Below are 19,897 nucleotides of genomic sequence, written 5' to 3' on the forward strand. Positions count from 1 at the left end.
AAGTATTCAGGGCCGCCTTTTGCACCTCATCGGGAACAAAAGCCTTGTTCCAATGCATGCTTTGCGTTCTCATTTGGGCAACAGACTGAAAATGACCGAAGCCGAACGCAGGATCATCGCAGCCCAGGGCTACGTGGAGCTGGGTCTCTTTGAGGAGGCCCGCGCGGAGCTGTCTCCTCTGCCGGCGCAGATGCACAAGCGCGTGGACGTCATCGAAATCACCTTGCTCTGCCTTATGGGCGGTCACCGCTGGGAGGAGGCGCTGGCGCTGGCCACTGAACTCTGCACGGAGGAGCCCGCAGAACCGGGCGGATTCATTCACGCCGCCTTCTGCCTGCATGAACTCGGCCGTACCGGCGAGGCGGTGGATGTCCTCTCGCGTGGGCCGGCCACCCTGCGCACGAAGCCCGTGTATTACTACAACATGGGCTGCTATCACGCCTGCCTCGGCCACTTTGACAAATCGCTGGCCTATCTGGAGCGGGCATTCGAGATGGATGGCGAACTGCGCCAGCATGCGAGAAAGGACCACGACCTCGACTGTCTCCGTGCGCAACTGGAGTCCCATCCTGCATGAGCCTTCCTGCCAGTCCAGCCAGTCTTCAGGCCGTGCGCGCCTGGTTTGAGGAAAGTTTCCGCACCCGTTGGGAGATGGGGGCCTCCGTCTCGATCTGGCAGCATGGGCAGGAGGTGCTCAGCCTTTCCCATGGGCATCGGGACCGAGCACGCACGCGCGAATGGGATCAAAGCACGCTGGTGCCAGTCTGGTCCGCCACCAAGGGACCTGCGGCGGTGTGCTGCCTGCTTGCGCTCGAAGAGGCCGGCATTCCTTTGGATTGTCCCGTGGCCGAAGTGTGGCCTGAGTTCGTCGGTGGAGGCAAATCCAACATCGCCTTCATCCATCTCCTCACGCATACCGGCGGTCTGTGCGCGCTCGACGAGCGCACGCCGATTTACAACTACGATGCCGTCATCGGGGCTCTTGAGCGCCAGCGTCCGCTGTGGGAACCCGGCAAACGTCAGGGCTATCACGCTCGCACCTTTGGCTTCCTGCTGGATGAAATCGTGCGCCGTCTCACGGAGGCTGAATCGCTCGGCGAGTTCTTTCGCGAGGTCTTCGGCAGTCCGATGGCGCTCGACTTCTGGATCGGCCTGCCCAGTGCCCAGTGGGACCGCGTCTCACCGGTGTATCCCGGCAAAATCAGCATCGCCAACAGCGACCAGCCTTTCATCAAGGCCTTCAACACCGCCGGCTCGCTGACGCAGCGCACCTTCACCTCGCCTTTTGGTCTGAATGCCGTCAGCGACTTCAATCAAAGCGAAATGTGGTCGCGCGGTTATGCCAGCATGGGCGGTGTGGGCAGCGCGCAGGGACTTGCCAAGTTCTACAGCATGCTCGCGCAAGGCGGTGTGTGGAATGGTGTGCAGATCATCCCTGAATCCGTCGTCCGCCATTTTGAACGAACGCTTACTCAGGAGGAAGATCTGGTGTTGCTCACTCCGATCGCCTTCTCCATGGGCATGATGCAGGACGCTCTGAACGAGGATCCCGATTCGGACGGAGGCAAGCTGCGTTCGTTGTTCGGTCCCAGCCTGCTCGCCTACGGCCATCCCGGTGCCGGTGGCAGTCTTGCCTTTGCGGACCCTGAGAACGGCATCTCCTTCGCCTACACCATGAATCAGATGGAAATTGGCGCGCTGCCCGGAGAACGGGCGTTGGGCCTGGTGCGCGCGCTCTACGGGGGCTGATCACTTCACGATCTCGTGTTTTCCCTCGATGACGGCGATATTCTTTCGTTCGCTACCGGTGATTCGATTGGCTTTTACCACATGCTTCTCGCCAAACAGCCGGATGCCGTCGCCCTTGCTGTCTCGAATCTCATTTTGAATCACCGAGTTGTTCAGCGTGCGTGAGTTGATCAAGATCCCGTTTTCCAGGCTGCGCTCGATGGCGTTGAGGGCGATGATGTTGCCCTGATCCATCGTCTCCTTGCCGCGGGGACCCGTGACGAGAATGCCGGTGCGGCAGTCGCTGATTTCATTGCTGGCGACGAGGCCCTTCTGGGAACCGGCAAGCATCACAGCGGAAGAGCAGCGGGTGAAGTGATTGTGGGTGATTTGAATGCCGGAGGCATTTTCGCCAAGGCAAACCGCCTCCTTTGCGATGTCGCGAAACGAACAGGCGTCGATCTCCAGATTCTCAATGCCCGTCTTTGGAAACAGGATGGCCGAGAATTTCTGGTTCTCAAAGAAGCAGCGTCCAACGAGGATTTTGGCGAACTTGTTGGGGCTCTTGAGATCCGGATGGTCCACAACAGCAGCCCAACCACCGTTGAACGTCAGCTTCTCGATGCGTACTTCCTCACAAGTTCCGCTGATGAAGATGATTGTTCCGGTGCCCTGTGCCGCCTTCAGGATCGATTCCTCCGCATCCAGCCCGACGATCCGCAGCTTCTTCGCGTCTTTCACGATCAACCCATGCTCGATGACATGCACGCCGGGCGGGATGACCACTTCGCCGCCGCCTGCCTTTATTGCTTCATCAATAAAACGCTGAATCTCGGACTCTGGAAGCGCCTTCGCTGATTGGAAGGCGGAGAAGAGCAGCAGAAGCAGAGCAAAAAATCTCATGGCTTGGAAAAGACGATTCGACCGAGGCAAAACTCGCTTTTTTCGTCTTCTTTCGTTTCTTCGATGACGCATCATGAAAGTTTTCTCCCGTCCCGGCTTCTACATCATCGCTCTTCTCATCTCCGTTATGCTGCTCCTAACGTCGTGGATGAAATGGAAGCTCGATTCGTTGCCAAAGCGTCCGCAGACACAAGAAAGAGCCCCTGCGGACGTTTCCAATCGACCATGAAGCATCTCTTTCTTCTTCTCGCTCTGGCGCTGACGGCGCAGGCCCGCCAGCCGAACATTGTTTTCATTCTCGCGGACGATCTCGGTCCTGGTGATCTGGGATGCTACGGCCAGAAGATCATTCAGACGCCGAACATCGATCGCATGGCGGCAGAGGGCATGAAGTTCACGCAGCACTACTGCGGCAATGCCGTCTGTGCTCCGTCGCGTTGCGTGCTGATGACGGGCCTGCATCCTGGCCATGCTTTCATTCGTGACAACCGGCAGGCTGATGATGCGAAGGGCATCAAGATTGTTGGCAAGCCCGAGCACGAAGGCCAGTTTCCGATTCCCTCCGACACCATCACGGTGGCCGAAATCTTGAAATCTGCGGGCTACACCACCGGAGGTTTTGGCAAATGGGGCCTTGGTGGACCGACTTCGAGTGGAGCGCCGTTGAAGCAGGGATTTGACCGCTGGTTCGGCTACTTGTGCCAGGGAGTTGCCCATAATTTCTATCCGACCTACCTCTGGGACGACGCAAAGACCGTGGATCTCAACAATCCGCCCTTTTCGGCTCATGACACCTTCCGCCCGGACGAAGATCCGACGAAGCCGGAGAGCTACAAGCGGTTTCAAGGCAACGAGTACTCGGCTGATCTGATCGCCGAGCAGGCGCTCAAGTTTGCCCGTGAGAACAAGGACAAACCCTTCTTCCTCTACTGGCCCACCACGGTTCCGCATGTGGCTCTTCAGGTTCCTGACGACTCGCTGAATGAGTATGTTGGCAAGTTTGATGATCCGCCCTACAAGGGTGGCAACGGTTACATCCCGCATTTTCGGCCAAAGGCTGCGTACGCCGCGATGATCACACGCATGGATCGTGAGATCGGTCGCATGATGGCGCTCATCTCCGAACTCGGTTTGGATGACGACACGATTTTTGTCTTCGTCAGCGACAATGGTCCGGTCAACGGGACGCATCAAGGACTGGCCGGCACCGACTGCGCCTTCTTTAACTCCAACGAGGGTCGTCGTGACGGCAAGGGCACGCTCTACGAAGGCGGTTTCCGCTCGCCCTGCATTGTGCGTTGGAAGGGCAAGATCAAAGCTGGCACCATCAGCGATCGCATCACCGGCTTCGAAGACTGGATGCCAACGCTTGCCGAACTCGTGGGTTCAAAGGACCAGACACCTCGGACCGACGGCATCAGCTTTGCGCCGACCCTGCTTGGAGAAAAGCAGCCTGCACGCGAATTTCTTTATCGCGAATTTCACGGTTATGGCGGCCAGCAGATCCTGCGCATGGGCGAGTGGAAACTCGTGCGCCGCAATCTCGCCGCCAAACCCAAGGCAAAAGCCAAAGCCTCTGCCGTGACCGAGGAACTCTTCAACATCACTGCCGATCCTGCGGAAACCAAAGACGTCGCGGCTGATCGTCCGGATCTCGTCGCCAAGATGAAGAAGATCATGGACACCCAGCACACCAACAGCGCGGACTTCTCGATGACCGCGCTGGACAAGTGACGTCTGCTCAGAGCAGACGCTTGCGCTTGAAGAACCAGATCGGCACCAGGGCTGAGAGGACGATGACCAGCATGACAAAGAGGAAGGCCCAGCCGTTGCTGGCGGCGGGCAGGCCGACGTTCATGCCGTAGATGCTGGCAATGAGCGTGGGCGGCATGAAGAGCACGCTGGCGACGGTGAAGATCTTGATGATCTGGTTCTGCTGGATGTTGATCAGGCCGAGCGTGGATTCGAGCAGGAAGGTCATCTCCTGAGTCTGCTGGTTGGTGTAGTCGTCGAGGCTCTTGATGTCGCGCATGACACTGCGGAACTGTGCGGCGAGATCGCCACGCATCCAGGTGGCGGCATTGTTGAGGAAGTACTGCAGCATGCGGCTGATGCTCAGCAGGCTCTCACGCACGTTGGCCACGAGCGCACTTCGGCGGCCGAGCAGTTTGACGACATCGCTCAGATCTTTTTCCACGGCGGCATGTGCCTTGTGTGGATCGAGGCTGAAGATGTCGCGGCTGATTTTCTTCATGTCGCCTTCGACTCCCTGCAGCGCATCGGCGATGCGCGCGACGATGAGTTCCAGCAGAAGCAGAAAGACGGCGTCGCTGGTGAGCGGCGTGGTGCACTGGCGCCGGGCCTGATCCGCCAGAATGCGGAAGGACATCGGGTCGGCGTAGCGCACGGTGGTGAGGCAGTCCGGCGCGATGACGAAGGAAATCGATGTGTTGTCGGGGTCGGGTGTGTCGAGGCCCACGGGCAGCCACGCGGTCATGTACAGCGTGCCCTTTTCGGTGTACAGTCGGCTGGACTCCTCGATCTCCTGCATTTCTTCCCGCGTGGGAAGCTGGTATTCCAGCCACTTCTCCGCCTCGAGCTCTTCGGCACGTCCAGGATTTAGCAGATCGAGGTAGACAAGGTTGTCCGGGAACGGATGCGTCTTTTCATCGTTCCAGTCGATAAGCTGTCCTTGCTGTGTGAGAAGTCGAACCATGCGTGCTTGCGGGGAAGGGCGCGCACCGTAGTCGCGGCGCCATCATGCGCCAGAGCAAAGTCATCCAAGATGCGCGTCAGTAACGCGGCGTCTCAGGATCGACTAGATCGGCCCAGGCGTCGATGCCGCCGCGCATGCTTTGCGCGTGAGCAAAGCCGTGCTGGCGCAAAAACTGCGCCGCGCGCTGGCTGCGCATTCCATGATGGCAGTAGATGATGACGTGTTCCTGCGTGTTGGTGAAAACCTGCGGAGCGAGTTCTCCAAAACGGGAAAGGGGCACAAGCTGTGCGTCCGGCAGACGGCAGACTTCCCATTCGCTTTCCTCGCGGCAGTCGATCAGCCGGAACGTGCGCTCACCCGGGCGTCCCATGAGGTAGCTGACATCCGTGGGGCTTATTTCGAGCGGTGATTCCGGAGTCATGAAATCAGCGGAGGGAAGGGGATCAGGGGCGCACCGTCACAGGCGTGCCTTTGGAGACGTTGTTATAAAAGATGGCCGCCATGTGTCCGGGCATGCGCACGCAGCCGTGGGAGGCGGGGTAGCCGGGCAGGAAACCTTCATGCATGCCGATGCCACCGGTAAAGCGCATGAAGTGATGCATCTTCGAGCCTTCGAAACGCGTGCCGGGCGGCGCCTTGTCCTTGGTGACGTCGATATTGGCCATGACCACGTTGCCGGCGCTGTCCACGTAGTCGCCGTACAGGTTGGATTTGTGCCACTGGTCCTTCTCGATGACTTTAAAATTCCCGGTCTTGGTCGCGTGTTTTTCGTCGCCTGTGGAGAGGGCGGAGACACCGGCCAGCCTTCCACCTTTGTAGAAGTAGGCCTTCTGATCGCTCAGGTCGATGGTCACACTCGGCGCTCCTCCCATGCCGTCGCCGTCCCAGTAGGAATCCTGATCGGCATTGTACATCGCGGAATGAGGCACGCTTCCGGTCGGAAAGGCTTCAAGGTACTGAGTTTGTCCACGAGAAGCGCCGCTCTGACAGGAAGCCAGCAGTGCGAGAGCAGTTAGGAGGGCGAGGCGTGCGACTTGAGGGATCACCAGTTGACTCATGCGTGGGTTTACGTGGGCGTGGCTCGGAAAGCCGCGATGATATGCCCTGCCGCGGTGCGTCTGTCCAGCGTCAATCAATGCACGCCTTTCTCGGCAAGATAGCGCTCGGCCTCCAGGGCGGCGGCACAGCCCTGACCTGCTGCGGTGATGGCCTGACGATAGACATGATCGGCCACATCACCTGCGGCGAAGAGGCCTTCCGTCTTGGTGCGCGTCCCCTGGGTTTGCAGAATGTAGCCGTTTTCGTCGGTATCGACGAGGTCGCCAAGGAACTGGCCGTTCGGAACATGGCCGATGGCAACGAAGACACACTTGATCTCCAGTTCGCTTTTCTCGCCGGTGACGAGGTTCTGAAGCGTCACGGCACGCATCTCGCCTTTTTCGTCGGTGAGGTATTCGCTGACGGTGCTGTTCCAGACCGGCTTGATCTTCGGATTCGCAAGTGCGCGATCGGCCATGATCTTCGAGGCGCGCAGTTCTTCACGGCGATGGATCAAATAGACGGTGCTGGCGAATTTGGTGAGGAAACCGGCCTCCTCGCAGGCGCTGTCACCGCCGCCGATGACGCAGACCGGAACATTGCGGTAGAAAGCTCCGTCGCAGGTGGCGCAGCTTGTCAGTCCGTGGCCGATGAGGCCCTTTTCGTTCGGCAGGCCGAGATGTTTCGGCGAGGCGCCGGTGGCGACGATGACGCTGTGGGCCTCGTAAACGGTGCCGCCTTCGGTGTGCACTTCGAAGTGACCCGCGGCGGTCTTCTGGACGCTGCTGACGAGCGAGTACTCGATGCGTGCGCCAAACTTCTCGGCCTGGGTCTGCATGTTCATCATCAGCTCAGGTCCCATGATGCCGTTGGGGAAGCCGGGGAAGTTCTCCACTTCGGTGGTCGTGGTGAGCTGGCCGCCGGGCATGTTGCCGGAGAGGATCAGGGGCTTGAGGTTGGCGCGTCCGGTGTAGATGGCGGCGGTGTACCCGGCGCAGCCGGTGCCGATGATGATGACGTTTTCCATGAGAGAAAGGGAGCGGGTGGGTGAGAAAGGAGCGCGGAAGATGGAAAGGCGGGGCAGGGGTGCAACCATCGCTTTTTGCAGACTCGTTGTTGGAGTTTTGCGCCTCCCGGCTTATTTCAAAATTCACAACGATGCCCAACCCCGCCCCGGACGCCAAGGCCAGTCGCAAATCGCTTGCGACGCTGTTCTTTTTCGCGGCGCTTCCCATGGGGATGTGGAATGTCCCGCTGGCCAATGTGTTTGCTGCGCACGGTCGCGGGCATTTGGTGCCGTGGGTGCTGGCGACGACTTCGGTGGCGGCTTTCTTTTCACCTCTGTTTGTGGCAGCGCTGGCGGATCAGAAGCACTCGCCGGTGACGTTGCTGCGCTGGCTGACTGGTCTGACCAGCCTCGCCCTGCTGCTGACCTGCGGCTCGCTGTTCTGGGGCTGGAGCGACATGGCGATCCTCGCCTGCGCCCAGGTGCAGGCGCTGGTTTCCATGCCGGTGTGGAGTGTCACCAGCAGCATCGTGTTTTCCCAACTGCACGATGCGAAGCGTCAGTTCGGCCCGCTGCGTGCCTGGGCCACCGGCGGCTGGATGGTGGGCTGCTGGATCGTCAGTTTTGTGCTGCGTGCGGACGCCTCGTTGGTGGCCGCTGTCACGGCGTCCGGGCTGTGGCTGGTGGTGATGGCGCTCACGTGGCGTCTGCCGAGTGTTCCGCCGCCGGTGGTGCTGAGGCAGCGCACCTGGGGGCAGATTCTCGGCCTCAGTGCGCTGGAACTGCTCAAGAATCGCGACCATCGCGTGGTGTTCATCACCGCAGCTCTGTACTGCATTCCGCTGGCGGCCTTTTATCCCTACACCGCCCGGCACTTGAGTGATCTAGGCTTGAGCAACATTTCCGCCGCCATCTCATTGGGGCAGACCACTGAAATCCTCGTGATGCTGGTGCTCGCCGGTTTGCTGGCGCGGGTGCGGTTGAAATGGGTGTTCCTGTCCGGCATCGCCATCTGCGTCGTCCGCTATGCATTCAATGCCATGGGCACCACCGCCTGGGTGATGACGGGCACGCTGCTTCACGGCTTTGCCTACACGCTTTATTTTATCACCGCGCAAATTTATCTGGAGGAACGCATCGACCCCAAATGGCGTGTGCGTGCTCAGGCGCTGCTGGCGCTTTTGATGAGCGGTGTGGGAAACATGCTCGGTTATCTTGGTGGCGGATGGTGGTATGCAGCCTGCACGAAAGACACAATCACGAACTGGCCGCTTTTCTGGTGGGGCGAGACGGCGCTGACCGCGGTAGTATGCGTCTTCTTTGCCCTCGCGTATCGCGGCCGGGTACACAGTCCGGCGTGATCAGGCGAGTCCGGCCCGCACGAGCAGCGCCATCGCATCGGGATCACGGCCCATGAAGTCTTGGAACAGCTTGGCAGGGTCCTCGGAGTTGCCCTTGCTCAGGATCAGATCACGGAATTCGCGGCCGACGGCGGGATTGAGCACACCTTCCTTCTGGAAGCGGGTGAACGCATCCGCGTCGAGCACCTCGGCCCACTTGTAGCTGTAGTAGCCGGCCGCATAGCCCACCGGGCTGCTGAAAAGGTGACCGAAGCGGCGTGCCATCGTCGGCTGCTCGGTCTTGAGCTGCATGATGTAGCCCTCAAGCAGTTTCCGCGCGAGCTTGTCGAGATCGGCCCCCTCGTCGTTCGCGTGGTGCATGTGCAGTTCGAGGTCGAGTTTTCCGAAGGCGAGCTGACGCATGATGTCGCTGGCGCTGCGGTAGTTTCTCGCCGCGAGCATCTTCTTGAACAGACGCGCCGGGATTGTTTCTCCGGTCTCGTGATGGCGGGCGAAGAGGTCGAGGCTCTCACGCTCCCAGCAGAAGTTTTCCATGAGCTGCGAAGGCAGTTCCACGAAGTCCCAGTAAACGCTGACGCCATTGAGGGACGGAATTTCGACGTTGCCGCAAAGCTGGTGCAGCAGGTGGCCAAACTCGTGAAACACGGTGCAGACCTCGTCATGCGTGAGCAGCGCGGGCTTGCCGTCGACGGGCGGCGTCATGTTGCCGCAGATGAGGCCGAGATGCAGGCGACGGTCGCGCTCTCCGCTCGGAGGCACTCCCATCTTGAGATAGTTCATCCAGGCGCCGCCGCGTTTCGAATCACGCGGATGCCAGTCGGCATAGAAGGAGCCGATGTGCACGCCCTTCTCATTGCGCACCTCGTAGAATTTCACTTCGGGATGCCAGACTTCGACCGGACCTGGTTTTCCTGGCTGGGTGCTGACGTTGGAGGGCGCCTCTTTGCCGGGTTCGACGTAAACAACTTCGCGGCTGGTGATACGCAGATCGAAAACCTTCTCGGCGAGCTGGAACATCCCGCTGAGCACTTTGTCGATCGGGAAGAAGGGGCGCAGTTCCTCCTCATCGAAATCGTATTTCGTCTTGCGTTGCTTTTCACTCCAGAAGGAGACTTCCCAAGGCTGGAATAGGTCCGCCGTTTGATGCGCCGTGTCCGCCCGATACTCCTGCAGCTCGATCGTTTCGCGGTCGAAGGCCTCCTTCACGCGTTCGTGCAGGTCAGTGATGAAACGCAGTGCGCTCTGGCCGGTTTTGGCCATGCGATGTGCCAGCACGTGGTCGGCAAAGTTCGCCTTTCCCATGATCTGCGCCTTCTCATGTCGCAGGCGCAGGATTTTCCAGACCAGATCGGTGTTGTCGTGCTCTCCGCCGCGTCCAATGGCACAGGAGCCTTCCCAGACCTGGCGGCGGATGCCATCGTCCTCGATGTATTCCATGACGGGAATCATCGAAGGCGCTTTCAAGGTGAAGCGATAGACGGGCTTCTCTGGCGTGCCGAGTCCTTTGGCGACCGCATCTGCGCGCGCAGCGTCGATGGCGGTCTGTGGCAGACCTTGGAGACGATCCACGTCTTCAATGAGCAATTCCCACTTGTTCGTCGAATCGAGCACGTTCTCGGAGTACTTCTGCGTGTGTTGCGAGAGTTCAGACTCGATCTCCTCGACGCGCTTCTTCTTGTCCGGCGGCAGATCGGCGCCTGCTTGAATGAAACCCTCCATCTCCTCGGTCAGCGCTCGCTTGCGCACAGGAGGGAGCTTTTTCGCCTCGTCGGTTTTGCTGTAGGTGACGAGCAGGTCCCACAGATGCTCATTGAGCGGAATCTTGGCGAAGAACGCGCTGACTTCCGACAGCATCTTGTTGTGAGCTTCGCGCAGAGCAGGGGAGTTGCACAGCGAGTCGAGATGCGTCACGAGGCCCCATGCTTCGTTAAGTCCCTGTGTGACGTCACCAAGACCGAGCACGACAGACTCAAAGCTCAGCTTGCCGCGATTCTGGTCGATGAGCGCCTCGAGATCCGCCTGCGCTTTTTCAAGGGCGGCCCGGATGTCGGCTTCGATGTGTTCGGGAGTCAGGGTGGACCAGCGGATGTGAAAGTCCTGAGTGAGAAACGGTGCTGCCATGGTTGGGGCTTTTTTCGCGGGCTACGGGGGGACGCGGATTATGGAGTGGTTGCAGGATGCTGCAAACGACATTGCCATGAGGAATTGGGCCAAAACACTGCGCCAATTGACAAAACGCCGGTGCTTCACAACATGCGCGCACCGTGACCGACCCCGCCTCGCTTCGCCATACACCCCTGCACGCCGTGCACGTGGAAATGGGCGCGCGCATGGTGCCCTTCGCAGGCTGGGACATGCCGGTTCAGTACACGGGCATCGTCGAGGAGCATAAGGCGGTGCGTCAGAGCGTCGGCGTCTTCGACATCTCGCACATGGGTCAGTTCATCGTGAGCGGTAAAGGCGCGGAGGTCTTTCTGAACCGCGTTCTGACGAACAACATTTCCGAGCTTCAGCCCGGGCAGGGACAGTACACCCTGCTGTTGAACACCCGTGGAGGTGTGATCGACGATCTCATTGCCTACCGCATCAGCGAGCGTGAGTTCTTCCTCGTGGTGAATGCTTCGCGCATTGATCAAGATTGGGAGCAGCTCGAGTCCCAGCTCACCAGCGAAGACGATGTTTTGATGGCCAACGCGAGTGATTTTACCGCCGGTCTCGCGATTCAAGGGCCGAAAGCGCGCGAAGTGGCGGCTGCGGTCTTCGGCGACGAGAACTCCTTCCCGGCGCATAACACAATTCTCGTCACCATGGCGGAGAGCGGTCCGATGTGGCTCTGTGGCACCGGCTACACCGGAGAAGAAGGCTTTGAATTCTTCATGCCCGCTGAAACCGCCGAAGCGTGGTTCCGCAAGATCGTCGATGCAGTGAAGGCCGCCGGTGGCGCGCCCTGCGGACTGGGTGCACGTGATACGCTGCGCCTCGAAATGGGCTATCCGCTTAATGGCAACGATCTCTCTGAAGACCGCACCCCACTGCAGGCCGGACTTGGGTTCTTCGTCGATCTCGACAAGGGTGACTTCACCGGGCGCGAAGCCTTGGTGGCGCAAAAAGCCGCCGGACTGCCCGACAAACTGGCCGCTTTTCGCATGACCGGTGCCGCACCGCCGCCGCGTCCCCACTATCCCGTTGCGCATGCCGGTGAGATCGTCGGCGAAGTGTGCAGCGGCACGCAGTCGCCCAGCCTCGGTGCAGGCATTGGTATGGTATATCTGCCATTGGCCGCCACGGCTATCGGCACCGCTATCGAGATCGAGATTCGCGGCCGTCGCTTCCCTGCGGAAGTCGTGAAGAAGCCGTTTTATCGCAAGCCATCCGTTTAACTTACCACCGACAACCTCATGAGCAACGTTCCTGACAATCTGCGCTACCGTGACTCCCACGAATGGATCGATCCGATGCAATCCCCGGCTCCGGTCGGCATCACGGATCACGCCCAGGCGGAACTGACCGATGTTGTTTTCGTTGATCCTCCGAAGCTTGGCACCCAGGTCAGTGCGGGGCAGCAGGTCTGCGTGATCGAGTCCGTTAAAGCAGCGAGTGACATCTACGCGCCGGTGTCCGGCGAGATCGTCGAGATCAACGAAGCGCTCAGCAGCGATCCGGGTCTCCTCAATCGCGATCCCTACATCGGTGGATGGATTTTCAAAATCAAGCCCACGAACGCCTCCGAAGCTGATGCCTTGATGGATGCCGAGGCGTATCGCAAGCACATCGGTTGAAGCTTTGGTGGTTCGAGAGGTGAGCGCGCAAAATTTGCATGCTGTTTTTGGCTGCATTCGGTGACGGATTTGTTACTGATTGCCGTGCTTTTTTGAATCATGCCCCCTGAAGCGTCCTCCTCCGTCGCCACCGTCCCCGCAGGCTTCCAGATCAAGCCCATCGACGCCTACCATCGTCGCCACCGCACCTTCCCGGCCAAAGGCCTGATGGAGAAGGTCGTCAACAAGCTGCAGGACATCATCGAAGCTGTCATCGCCCACTGTTCGATTCAGGGTGATCCGCCGATCTATGACTCGCGCCACTTTCCGTGGGTGAAGGATGTCGAGGCAAACTGGCAGAAGGTGCGAGCAGAGCTGGACGCGGTGATGAAGTACCGCGACGCGATGCCAAGCTTCCAGGACATCGTGAAAGAAGTCGGCATGATTCAGGGTGACGACCAGTGGAAGACCTTCTTTCTCAAAGGTGTCGGCATGGACTGCGAGGAAAACGCCCGCCACTGCCCCGAAACGATGAAGGTGCTCGACATGATTCCCGGCTGCACCACGGGCTTCTTCTCGATCCTTTCTCCGAACAAACACATTCCCGAGCATCGCGGCCCGTGGGCTGGCGTGCTGCGTCTGCATCTGGGGCTCATGGTGCCGGAACCCTCCCATCAATGCCGCATTCGCATTGCCGACCAGGTTTACTCATGGCAGGAGGGTAAAGCGGTCGTCTTTGACGACACTTACAACCACGAGGTCTGGAACGACACGGACGGCTATCGCGTCGTGCTTTTCGTCGACTTTGCCCGCCCGCTGCGCTTCCCCTTCGATCAGATCAATCACTGGATCATGAATCTGGCCGCGCTGGCTCCGTTCCTCCGCGAGGCGAAGGGCAAGCAGAAGGCCTCCGAGAAAAAATTCTGGGACCTGTTTGGCAAGTGACACCGGGCTCCGGCTGGTTAGCTTCGGCACTTCCATCCGCCCCGACACCGATGCCCACGAATTTTTCCCGCCGCCACATTGGACCCTCCGCCGCCGAGGCGGAGAGCATGCTGAAGACGCTCGGCTTTCAAACGCTCGACGCACTGATCGACCAGGTGGTGCCTGAGGGGATTCGCATGCGGGAGGCCCTGAATCTGGCGCCTCCGCTGAGCGAAGAGCAGGCGCTGCGTCGCATGCGCCAGATCATGGGCCGCAACAAGGTGCTGCGTTCGTTCATCGGCCTCGGTTATCACGACACCTTCACCCCGCCCGTCATCCAACGGAACATCCTTGAAAATCCTGGTTGGTACACGGCCTACACGCCCTATCAGGCCGAGATCGCGCAAGGCCGGCTCGAGGCGTTGATCAATTTCCAGACGATGATTCGCGATCTGACGGCGCTCGATGTCGCCAACGCATCGCTGCTGGACGAAGGCACCGCCTGCGCAGAGGCGCTCAGTCTGGCCGTGGCTCAGATTGCCGGTTCATCGCGCGTGTTCGTCTCGGACAAATGTCATCCGCACAACATTGAAGTCGTCCGCACCCGCATGGAGGCGCTCGGCATCAGGGTGGAAGTGGGTGACGTGCTGCAGTGGAAGAACGACGGCACCAAGGGGCTGGCGGCCGTGCTGGTGCAGTATCCTGACACCCTGGGCGTCATTCATGATTTCTCCGAACTGGCGAATGAAGTGCATGACGCCGGTGCGTTGTTTGTGGTGAGCGCCGATCTGCTCGCGCTCACCGTGCTGCGACCACCCGGAGAATTCGGGGCTGACATCTGCGTCGGCAACAGCCAGCGTTTTGGCGTGCCGCTTGGATTTGGCGGACCACATGCCGCTTTCATGGCGGTAAAGGATGCGCTGAAGCGTCGCCTGCCGGGACGATTGATCGGCGTCTCCAAGGATGCTTCTGGAAAGCCCGCGTATCGCCTCTCGCTGCAGACACGTGAGCAGCACATCCGCCGCGAGAAAGCCACCAGCAACATCTGCACCGCACAGGTGCTCCTCGCCGTCATGGCGTCGATGTACGCGGTGTATCATGGCCCTCAGGGGCTCAAGGCCATCGCTCATCGTGTTCATGGCGCGGCGGTCTGGCTGGCCGGTGAACTCCTGCGTGCAGGCCTCGACGTATTGAGCGACGATTTCTTCGACACCATCAGCGTGCGCGTACCGAACGCCGATGATCTGCTCAAACGCGCCCTGTTGTTTGGCATCAATCTCCGAAAGATCGATGCGAACACCGTGGGCGTCGCCCTCGACGAGCGCGTGCGGGAGGACGAACTGTTTAACATCCTCACGGCTTTTGGCATCTCCAAGGCGCAGCCGCCGGTGCTCGATGACACGCAGCCGCTTCACTGCTCCGCACAGCATCACCGCTCGTCCGAGTTCTTGACGCATCCCGTCTTTAATTCGTACCACTCCGAGACGGAGATGATGCGTTACCTGCATCGCCTGGAGGCGAAAGACATCGCCTTGAACCGCAGCATGATTCCACTCGGTTCCTGCACGATGAAGCTGAACGCAGCCGCGGAAATGATGCCGCTGAGCTGGCCGGAGGTGAACAGCCTGCATCCCTTCTGCCCGCATGACCAGTCGGAGGGTTATCGAACCATGTTTGGTGATCTGGAAGCCTGGCTCGCGGAATGCACCGGCTTCGATGCGGTCTCGTTGCAGCCAAACGCGGGCTCGCAGGGCGAGTACGCGGGCCTGCTGGCGATCAAGCGCTTTCATGCATCTCGTGGCGAGGATCATCGCGACATCTGCCTGATTCCCACCTCCGCACACGGTACCAATCCCGCCAGCGCGGTCATGTGCGGGTTCAAGGTGGTGCCCGTCCTTTGTGACGATCACGGCAACATCGCTGTCGATGATTTGAAGGCGAAGATGGAAGCAAACAAGGACAAGGTGGCGGCTCTGATGGTTACCTATCCTTCGACGCACGGCGTATTCGAGGAGTCGATCGTCGAAATATGCCGGCTCGTACATGATCACGGCGGCCAGGTGTACATGGACGGGGCGAACATGAACGCACAGGTGGGCCTGACGTCACCGGGGCGCATCGGCGCCGACGTGTGTCATTTGAACCTGCACAAGACATTCTGCATCCCGCACGGCGGCGGCGGTCCGGGTGTCGGACCCATCGCTGTGGCCGCGCACCTGCGTCCGCATCTGCCCGGACATCACACCTGGCGGCCGGATCGTCGCGAGGGCACGGTGTGCTCCGCACCGTGGGGCAGCGCCAGCATCTGCACGATCTCGTGGATGTACATCGCCATGATGGGGCCCCGCCTCGTCGATGCGACCAAGTTTGCCATCCTCAACGCGAACTACGTCGCGAAGAAACTCGAGACGAACTTCCCCACACTCTACAAAGGCGCGAAGGGGCTCGTCGCTCACGAGTGCATCCTCGACTTCAGCCACTTCCATAAAGTCACCGTCGAAGACGTGGCGAAGCGTCTCATGGACTTCGGTTATCACGCACCCACGATGAGCTGGCCGGTGGCCGGCACGCTCATGATTGAGCCCACGGAGAGCGAGAGCCTTGCGGAACTGGATCGTTTCTGTGATGCCATGCAGTGCATCCACGCTGAAATGATCGGCGTCGAGAGCAGCCAGTATCATCCCACCGACAACACGCTCAAACAGGCCCCGCACACCGCCGCCTTCGTCATGAAGAGCGACTGGCCGCATGCGTACACTCGCGAGGTCGCCGCCTTCCCGCTGCCGTGGGTTCAGGAGAGCAAGTACTGGCCGCCGGTTTCACGCATCGACAACGTCTATGGCGACCGCCATCTCGTGTGCACCTGTGTGAGCGTCGAAGAAGCGGCAGCAAGTTGATAGGCGGCGTTTCGGGCTGCGTTTCACGGCGCATGAAATTGCTCCTGTCCCTAGTCGCTGCGCTCTCGTTTGTTTCCAGCCTGCAGGCCGCCGATGCGCCGCGTCCGAACATCCTGTTCATCATCTTCGACGACTGGGGCTGGCAGCATGCGGGTGCCTACGGTTGTGACTGGGTGAAGACACCGAATTTTGACCGTGTGGCCAAGGAAGGCGTGCTCTTCAAAAACGCGTTCACCTCGAATCCGAAGTGCAGCCCTTGTCGCGCCACCATTCTCACCGGTCGCAACACCTGGCAGCTTGAGGAGGCGGTGTGTCACGGCGGCATCTTCCCGCCAAAGTTCGCTGTGTATCCGGACATGCTTGAGAAAAGCGGCTATGAAGTCGGCCTGACCGGCAAAGGCTGGGGGCCCGGTGACTTCAAACTGGAAGGACGCACGCGCAACCCTGCTGGTCCGAGCTTTGACACTGAGAAGAGCAATCCGCCTGCCTCCGGGATCAGCAAGAACGACTACTCGGCCAACTTCGCCAAGTTCATGGAGCAGCGTGATGCGAAGAAGCCGTTCTGCTTCTGGATGGGATTCACCGAGCCGCATCGTGCGTATGAGTTGAACTCCGGCGTGCGTCTTGGCAAAAAGCTCAGCGACGTGACCGTGCCCGGCTACTTCCCGGACAATGACACCATTCGCGGCGATCTCGCCGACTACTCGATCGAGGTCGAGTGGGCGGATTCGCACATCGGCAAGGCGCTCGCGCTGCTGGAGAAGCAGGGCATTCTCGATGACACGCTGGTCGTAGTCACCTCCGATCACGGCATGCCTTTTCCACGTGTGAAGGGACAGCTCTACGAAGACGGTTACCATCTGCCGCTGGCCATGCGCTGGGGGAAAGGCATCAAACCCGGACGCGTCGTCGAGGATTTCATCAACGTGCGCGACTTTGCCCCCACCTATCTCGAACTCGCCGGACTGCCGGTGCATGAACAGATGAGCGGCAAAAGTCTCGTCAACATCCTGAGCAGCGAGAAGAGCGGCTTCATCGAGGACCGCAAGGTCATGCTCGCCGGCAAGGAGCGTCATGACATCGGCCGCCCGAACGACTGGGGTTATCCCGTGCGCACCATTCGCACCACCGAGTTCTTTTACAGCCACAACTACCACCCGGAACGCTGGCCTGCCGGCAACCCCGAGACCGGCTACCGCAACTGCGACGCCAGCCCCACCAAGGACTGGATTCTGGAAAACAAGGGACCGTTCTATGACCTCGCTTTCGCCTATCGTGCAGAGGAGGAGTTGTACGACATCGTGAAGGACCCCGAGTGCCTGAAGAACCTCGCCACCGATCCGAAATTCGCCGCCATCAAGAAGGAGCTGCGCGAGAAAATGGAAGGCATTCTCAAGGAGGAAAAGGATCCGCGTGCGCTGGGCAACGAAGCTATCTTCGACACCTACAAGTACCTCGGAGGTCGCAAGGGCAAAGGCTACGCCGAGTGGGAGGCCGCACAAAAAGGCCAGCCGCTTCCGGAAGAACCCAAGAAGAAAAAGGGAAAGAAGCAGGAGTAGGCAATCCCGCCTTGCCCTTCGCGACTGCATTCGTTAACCTGCTCACGGGTCGGCCGGAGTGGTCGCTGGCGTTTCGTCGCAAGACGGGATGCCAGAGGAAAGTCCGGACACCACAAGGCAGCATGCCACGTGAAAGCGTGGGGGCTGCGGTGCAAGCCGCGGTCACAGACAGTGTCACAGAAAACAAACCGCCATGCCTCGGCATGGTAAGGGTGAAACGGCGGAGTAAGAGCCCACCGCCCCGACCGCGAGGAAGGGGGCACGACAAACCTCATGCGGTGCAAGACAGAACAGGAGAAACGGCCCGCCTGGCCGCAAGTCCCGCAAGGGATGGATAGCTCCGGGTAATAGTCGCACCACTGCGCAAGCAGGGGCGGGCTGGTCGCTCAGCCCGACAGATAAATGATCACAGCCAGGCGTCGCAAGACGTCGGGGACACAGAATCCGGCTTATGAGGGCCGATCCACAATGAAGGCGTCGGGAGAAATCCCGGCGCCTTCGCCTTTCTCTCACAGCCCCAGGTCGCCTTCGGCCATCGCGGTATGCTTGGGCGCGTTACGCAACGCTTCTGGCAGGAGGAAGAAATGGCAGACCTGTTGATGACGCCGGAACAGTGCAGGCGTGCGATCCCAAACAGGATCGCCAGGAAATGCAGCCGCGGTGACCAACAACGCACCGCCCGGAAGCAGATCAGGCTGCTTCACCAGCAGGCCGATGAGCGCATGCAGTTCAGATTGATCGTCCTCCGTGGTGAAGCTCTCCAGCACGTCCCAGCTACGCAGTCCTTTGATCGAATGTCGTATGGCGAGCAGATAGGAGCTCAACGTGCCTTCGGAATTCACAACTCCGAGGAAATGATGCTTTCGCCCCGGAGAACGGCTGAACCAGCGCAGGTATTCCGGACTGATCCACTTTTCGATGCGGTCAGCCCTCTGAAAGGGACGTGCAACTGCGGCAACTTCGGCGGGATCGGTCGTCAGTCGTTTGCACGTGGGAAACGACGGCCACCACGATCGCCTGCTCAGTTGCGAGGCGCTGCCTGCGAGCAGATAATGCCGCGTCACACTCTTCTCAGCCCGCGCATTCATTTTCAAAAGCGCCTCCTGTACACGCGGGTTGGGCGTGGTGTGTGTGATGATCTGCTGCTGCATGACTTCACGCTGTTTTAGAAACAGCATCGCGGCCGCCTTCGGAAATCGTGTGTCCACGCAAAAGGTTGTGGCATAAACGGCGGGACAATGATTCCCACGCCAGGCGTAGGCCGCAGGGATCGATCCGCCAAAGCAGACAAGGCGTCCGTCTGCATGCACCCAGCGTCCCCGTTCTCTATTTCCTGCGGCTGCAGGGTTTTCATCCCACCAGAAGCGCATGCGCCTTTCCCAATCGGGCTGCTCGTCAGGAGTCCAGTGCTCCTTCAAAAACGCCACCAGTTCCTCGCGTGAGGCGGGGGTGTCCGGATAGGGGCTGATCTGGAGTTTGGCCATGAATGCGGATAAAGAACAAGGGTACGCTCGCCTCGGACGACCGGGCTTCAAGCTTCGAGAGCTTTTTCGCTCCTTCATTCCATGTCGTGTCAGGCACGAATTCCTTCGGCTTTTCAGGCCGCCAGCGTTTGCTCCGAAGTTTTCAAAAACTCGTCCTTTTTCACAAGTGCAAAGATCAGGAAGAACAGACCGAAGGGAAATAAATAGAAGATGAGGAGTTCGCCGTAGATGCAGAGAAACCAGAACATCCACACCGCGCGATAGTGGCAGGCCGAGATGGCGATGGTCACCAGTACGAGTCCAACGATGGAGATCGCAAAGCCCACGGCGGTTGTGATCAGCACCTCGCCGATCGCACCACTGAGTATTTCCGGGTCACTCGCGCCGCTCGTTTTCAGGTCCCCAAACGCCTTCATCATGCCGACGACAGTCCCTCCCATGCCAATCAACTGCGCGAGCTGGAGCCAGGCACCGAGTTTGGCGATGAAGGATCCACGCTGCGATGATGCGACCGATTCCATGC

Annotated in this window: 17 protein-coding genes and 1 other RNA gene; 10 read left to right on the forward strand and 8 right to left on the reverse strand. The window is 59.8% G+C overall.

Annotated features, from left to right (window positions below):
• Window positions 1-91 precede the first annotated feature (91 nt).
• Window positions 92-577: a tetratricopeptide repeat protein gene (locus KDL09_RS22985; protein ID WP_294390489.1), complete on the forward strand. Its 486-nt coding sequence runs from the start codon at window positions 92-94 to the stop codon at window positions 575-577.
• A complete protein-coding gene (locus KDL09_RS22990) occupies window positions 574-1,749 on the forward strand; it encodes a serine hydrolase domain-containing protein (RefSeq protein WP_294390491.1) in 1,176 nt (391 codons plus the stop codon). The genes KDL09_RS22985 and KDL09_RS22990 overlap by 4 nt, the downstream gene beginning before the upstream one ends.
• Here KDL09_RS22990 and KDL09_RS22995 read toward each other — a convergent pair whose 3' ends face one another.
• Entirely contained in the window at window positions 1,750-2,631 is an 882-nt protein-coding gene (locus KDL09_RS22995; protein ID WP_294390493.1) for a right-handed parallel beta-helix repeat-containing protein, read from the reverse strand.
• A gap of 225 nt (window positions 2,632-2,856) precedes the next feature.
• On the opposite strand from KDL09_RS22995, the gene KDL09_RS23000 reads away from it, so the two are divergent.
• Entirely contained in the window at window positions 2,857-4,365 is a 1,509-nt protein-coding gene (locus tag KDL09_RS23000; protein ID WP_294390495.1) for an arylsulfatase, read from the forward strand.
• 7 nt (window positions 4,366-4,372) lie between these two features.
• Here the strand turns inward: KDL09_RS23000 and KDL09_RS23005 are convergent, their stop codons facing one another.
• From KDL09_RS23005 to trxB, 4 genes are all read right to left on the reverse strand, one after another.
• Window positions 4,373-5,347 carry a magnesium transporter CorA family protein gene (locus KDL09_RS23005; RefSeq protein ID WP_294390498.1) on the reverse strand — a complete coding sequence of 325 codons (975 nt, stop codon included), beginning with the start codon at window positions 5,345-5,347 and terminating at the stop codon, window positions 4,373-4,375.
• A 76-nt stretch (window positions 5,348-5,423) separates the two neighbouring features.
• Window positions 5,424-5,768 carry a rhodanese-like domain-containing protein gene (locus tag KDL09_RS23010; protein WP_294390501.1) on the reverse strand — a complete coding sequence of 115 codons (345 nt, stop codon included), beginning with the start codon at window positions 5,766-5,768 and terminating at the stop codon, window positions 5,424-5,426.
• Between the two features lie 22 nt (window positions 5,769-5,790).
• Window positions 5,791-6,405, reverse strand: coding sequence for a L,D-transpeptidase family protein (locus KDL09_RS23015; RefSeq protein WP_294390504.1), 615 nt, complete (start codon window positions 6,403-6,405; stop codon window positions 5,791-5,793).
• Window positions 6,406-6,479: 74 nt separating this feature from the next.
• The gene (trxB, locus tag KDL09_RS23020) at window positions 6,480-7,412 is read right to left on the reverse strand and encodes a thioredoxin-disulfide reductase (protein ID WP_294390505.1); all 933 of its coding nucleotides are present in this window, start codon (window positions 7,410-7,412) and stop codon (window positions 6,480-6,482) included.
• Window positions 7,413-7,543: 131 nt separating this feature from the next.
• On the opposite strand from trxB, the gene KDL09_RS23025 reads away from it, so the two are divergent.
• The gene (locus KDL09_RS23025; protein WP_294390508.1) at window positions 7,544-8,752 is read left to right on the forward strand and encodes an MFS transporter; all 1,209 of its coding nucleotides are present in this window, start codon (window positions 7,544-7,546) and stop codon (window positions 8,750-8,752) included.
• On the opposite strand, the gene KDL09_RS23030 is transcribed toward KDL09_RS23025, so the two are convergent.
• A complete protein-coding gene (locus tag KDL09_RS23030) occupies window positions 8,753-10,873 on the reverse strand; it encodes a M3 family metallopeptidase (RefSeq protein ID WP_294390510.1) in 2,121 nt (706 codons plus the stop codon).
• A 143-nt stretch (window positions 10,874-11,016) separates the two neighbouring features.
• On the opposite strand from KDL09_RS23030, the gene gcvT reads away from it, so the two are divergent.
• The 6 genes from gcvT to rnpB all read left to right on the forward strand — a co-directional run bounded on the left by gcvT (window position 11,017) and on the right by rnpB (window position 18,359).
• Window positions 11,017-12,132 carry a glycine cleavage system aminomethyltransferase GcvT gene (gcvT, locus tag KDL09_RS23035; protein ID WP_294390513.1) on the forward strand — a complete coding sequence of 372 codons (1,116 nt, stop codon included), beginning with the start codon at window positions 11,017-11,019 and terminating at the stop codon, window positions 12,130-12,132.
• A gap of 18 nt (window positions 12,133-12,150) precedes the next feature.
• Entirely contained in the window at window positions 12,151-12,531 is a 381-nt protein-coding gene (gene gcvH / locus KDL09_RS23040) for a glycine cleavage system protein GcvH (protein ID WP_294390515.1), read from the forward strand.
• 99 nt (window positions 12,532-12,630) lie between these two features.
• Window positions 12,631-13,455, forward strand: a complete 825-nt coding sequence (locus tag KDL09_RS23045) for an aspartyl/asparaginyl beta-hydroxylase domain-containing protein (protein WP_294390518.1) — start codon at window positions 12,631-12,633, stop codon at window positions 13,453-13,455.
• Window positions 13,456-13,505: 50 nt separating this feature from the next.
• Window positions 13,506-16,331 (forward strand): aminomethyl-transferring glycine dehydrogenase, encoded by a 2,826-nt coding sequence (gene gcvP / locus KDL09_RS23050; protein ID WP_294390521.1) that lies wholly within the window; start codon window positions 13,506-13,508, stop codon window positions 16,329-16,331.
• A gap of 32 nt (window positions 16,332-16,363) precedes the next feature.
• Window positions 16,364-17,890 carry a sulfatase gene (locus KDL09_RS23055; protein ID WP_294390524.1) on the forward strand — a complete coding sequence of 509 codons (1,527 nt, stop codon included), beginning with the start codon at window positions 16,364-16,366 and terminating at the stop codon, window positions 17,888-17,890.
• Between the two features lie 46 nt (window positions 17,891-17,936).
• Window positions 17,937-18,359: RNase P RNA component class A (gene rnpB, locus KDL09_RS23060), an RNA gene on the forward strand.
• Window positions 18,360-18,399: 40 nt separating this feature from the next.
• Here the strand turns inward: rnpB and KDL09_RS23065 are convergent.
• Entirely contained in the window at window positions 18,400-19,374 is a 975-nt protein-coding gene (locus tag KDL09_RS23065; protein ID WP_294390527.1) for a hypothetical protein, read from the reverse strand.
• Between the two features lie 113 nt (window positions 19,375-19,487).
• A complete protein-coding gene (locus KDL09_RS23070; RefSeq protein WP_294390530.1) occupies window positions 19,488-19,895 on the reverse strand; it encodes a MotA/TolQ/ExbB proton channel family protein in 408 nt (135 codons plus the stop codon).
• Window positions 19,896-19,897 lie beyond the last annotated feature (2 nt).

It is taken from the genome of Prosthecobacter sp. (genome assembly GCF_020439865.1).
Taxonomy (GTDB): domain Bacteria; phylum Verrucomicrobiota; class Verrucomicrobiia; order Verrucomicrobiales; family Verrucomicrobiaceae; genus Prosthecobacter.

Coding starts and splice junctions, on each gene's coding strand:
- KDL09_RS22985 (WP_294390489.1), top strand. CDS start 92: ATGACCGAAGCCGAACGCAGGATCATCGCAGCCCAGGGCTACGTGGAG.
- KDL09_RS22990 (WP_294390491.1), top strand. CDS start 574: ATGAGCCTTCCTGCCAGTCCAGCCAGTCTTCAGGCCGTGCGCGCCTGG.
- KDL09_RS22995 (WP_294390493.1), bottom strand. CDS start 2,631: ATGAGATTTTTTGCTCTGCTTCTGCTGCTCTTCTCCGCCTTCCAATCA.
- KDL09_RS23000 (WP_294390495.1), top strand. CDS start 2,857: ATGAAGCATCTCTTTCTTCTTCTCGCTCTGGCGCTGACGGCGCAGGCC.
- KDL09_RS23005 (WP_294390498.1), bottom strand. CDS start 5,347: ATGGTTCGACTTCTCACACAGCAAGGACAGCTTATCGACTGGAACGAT.
- KDL09_RS23010 (WP_294390501.1), bottom strand. CDS start 5,768: ATGACTCCGGAATCACCGCTCGAAATAAGCCCCACGGATGTCAGCTAC.
- KDL09_RS23015 (WP_294390504.1), bottom strand. CDS start 6,405: ATGAGTCAACTGGTGATCCCTCAAGTCGCACGCCTCGCCCTCCTAACT.
- trxB (WP_294390505.1), bottom strand. CDS start 7,412: ATGGAAAACGTCATCATCATCGGCACCGGCTGCGCCGGGTACACCGCC.
- KDL09_RS23025 (WP_294390508.1), top strand. CDS start 7,544: ATGCCCAACCCCGCCCCGGACGCCAAGGCCAGTCGCAAATCGCTTGCG.
- KDL09_RS23030 (WP_294390510.1), bottom strand. CDS start 10,873: ATGGCAGCACCGTTTCTCACTCAGGACTTTCACATCCGCTGGTCCACC.
- gcvH (WP_294390515.1), top strand. CDS start 12,151: ATGAGCAACGTTCCTGACAATCTGCGCTACCGTGACTCCCACGAATGG.
- KDL09_RS23045 (WP_294390518.1), top strand. CDS start 12,631: ATGCCCCCTGAAGCGTCCTCCTCCGTCGCCACCGTCCCCGCAGGCTTC.
- gcvP (WP_294390521.1), top strand. CDS start 13,506: ATGCCCACGAATTTTTCCCGCCGCCACATTGGACCCTCCGCCGCCGAG.
- KDL09_RS23055 (WP_294390524.1), top strand. CDS start 16,364: ATGAAATTGCTCCTGTCCCTAGTCGCTGCGCTCTCGTTTGTTTCCAGC.
- KDL09_RS23065 (WP_294390527.1), bottom strand. CDS start 19,374: ATGGCCAAACTCCAGATCAGCCCCTATCCGGACACCCCCGCCTCACGC.
- KDL09_RS23070 (WP_294390530.1), bottom strand. CDS start 19,895: ATGGAATCGGTCGCATCATCGCAGCGTGGATCCTTCATCGCCAAACTC.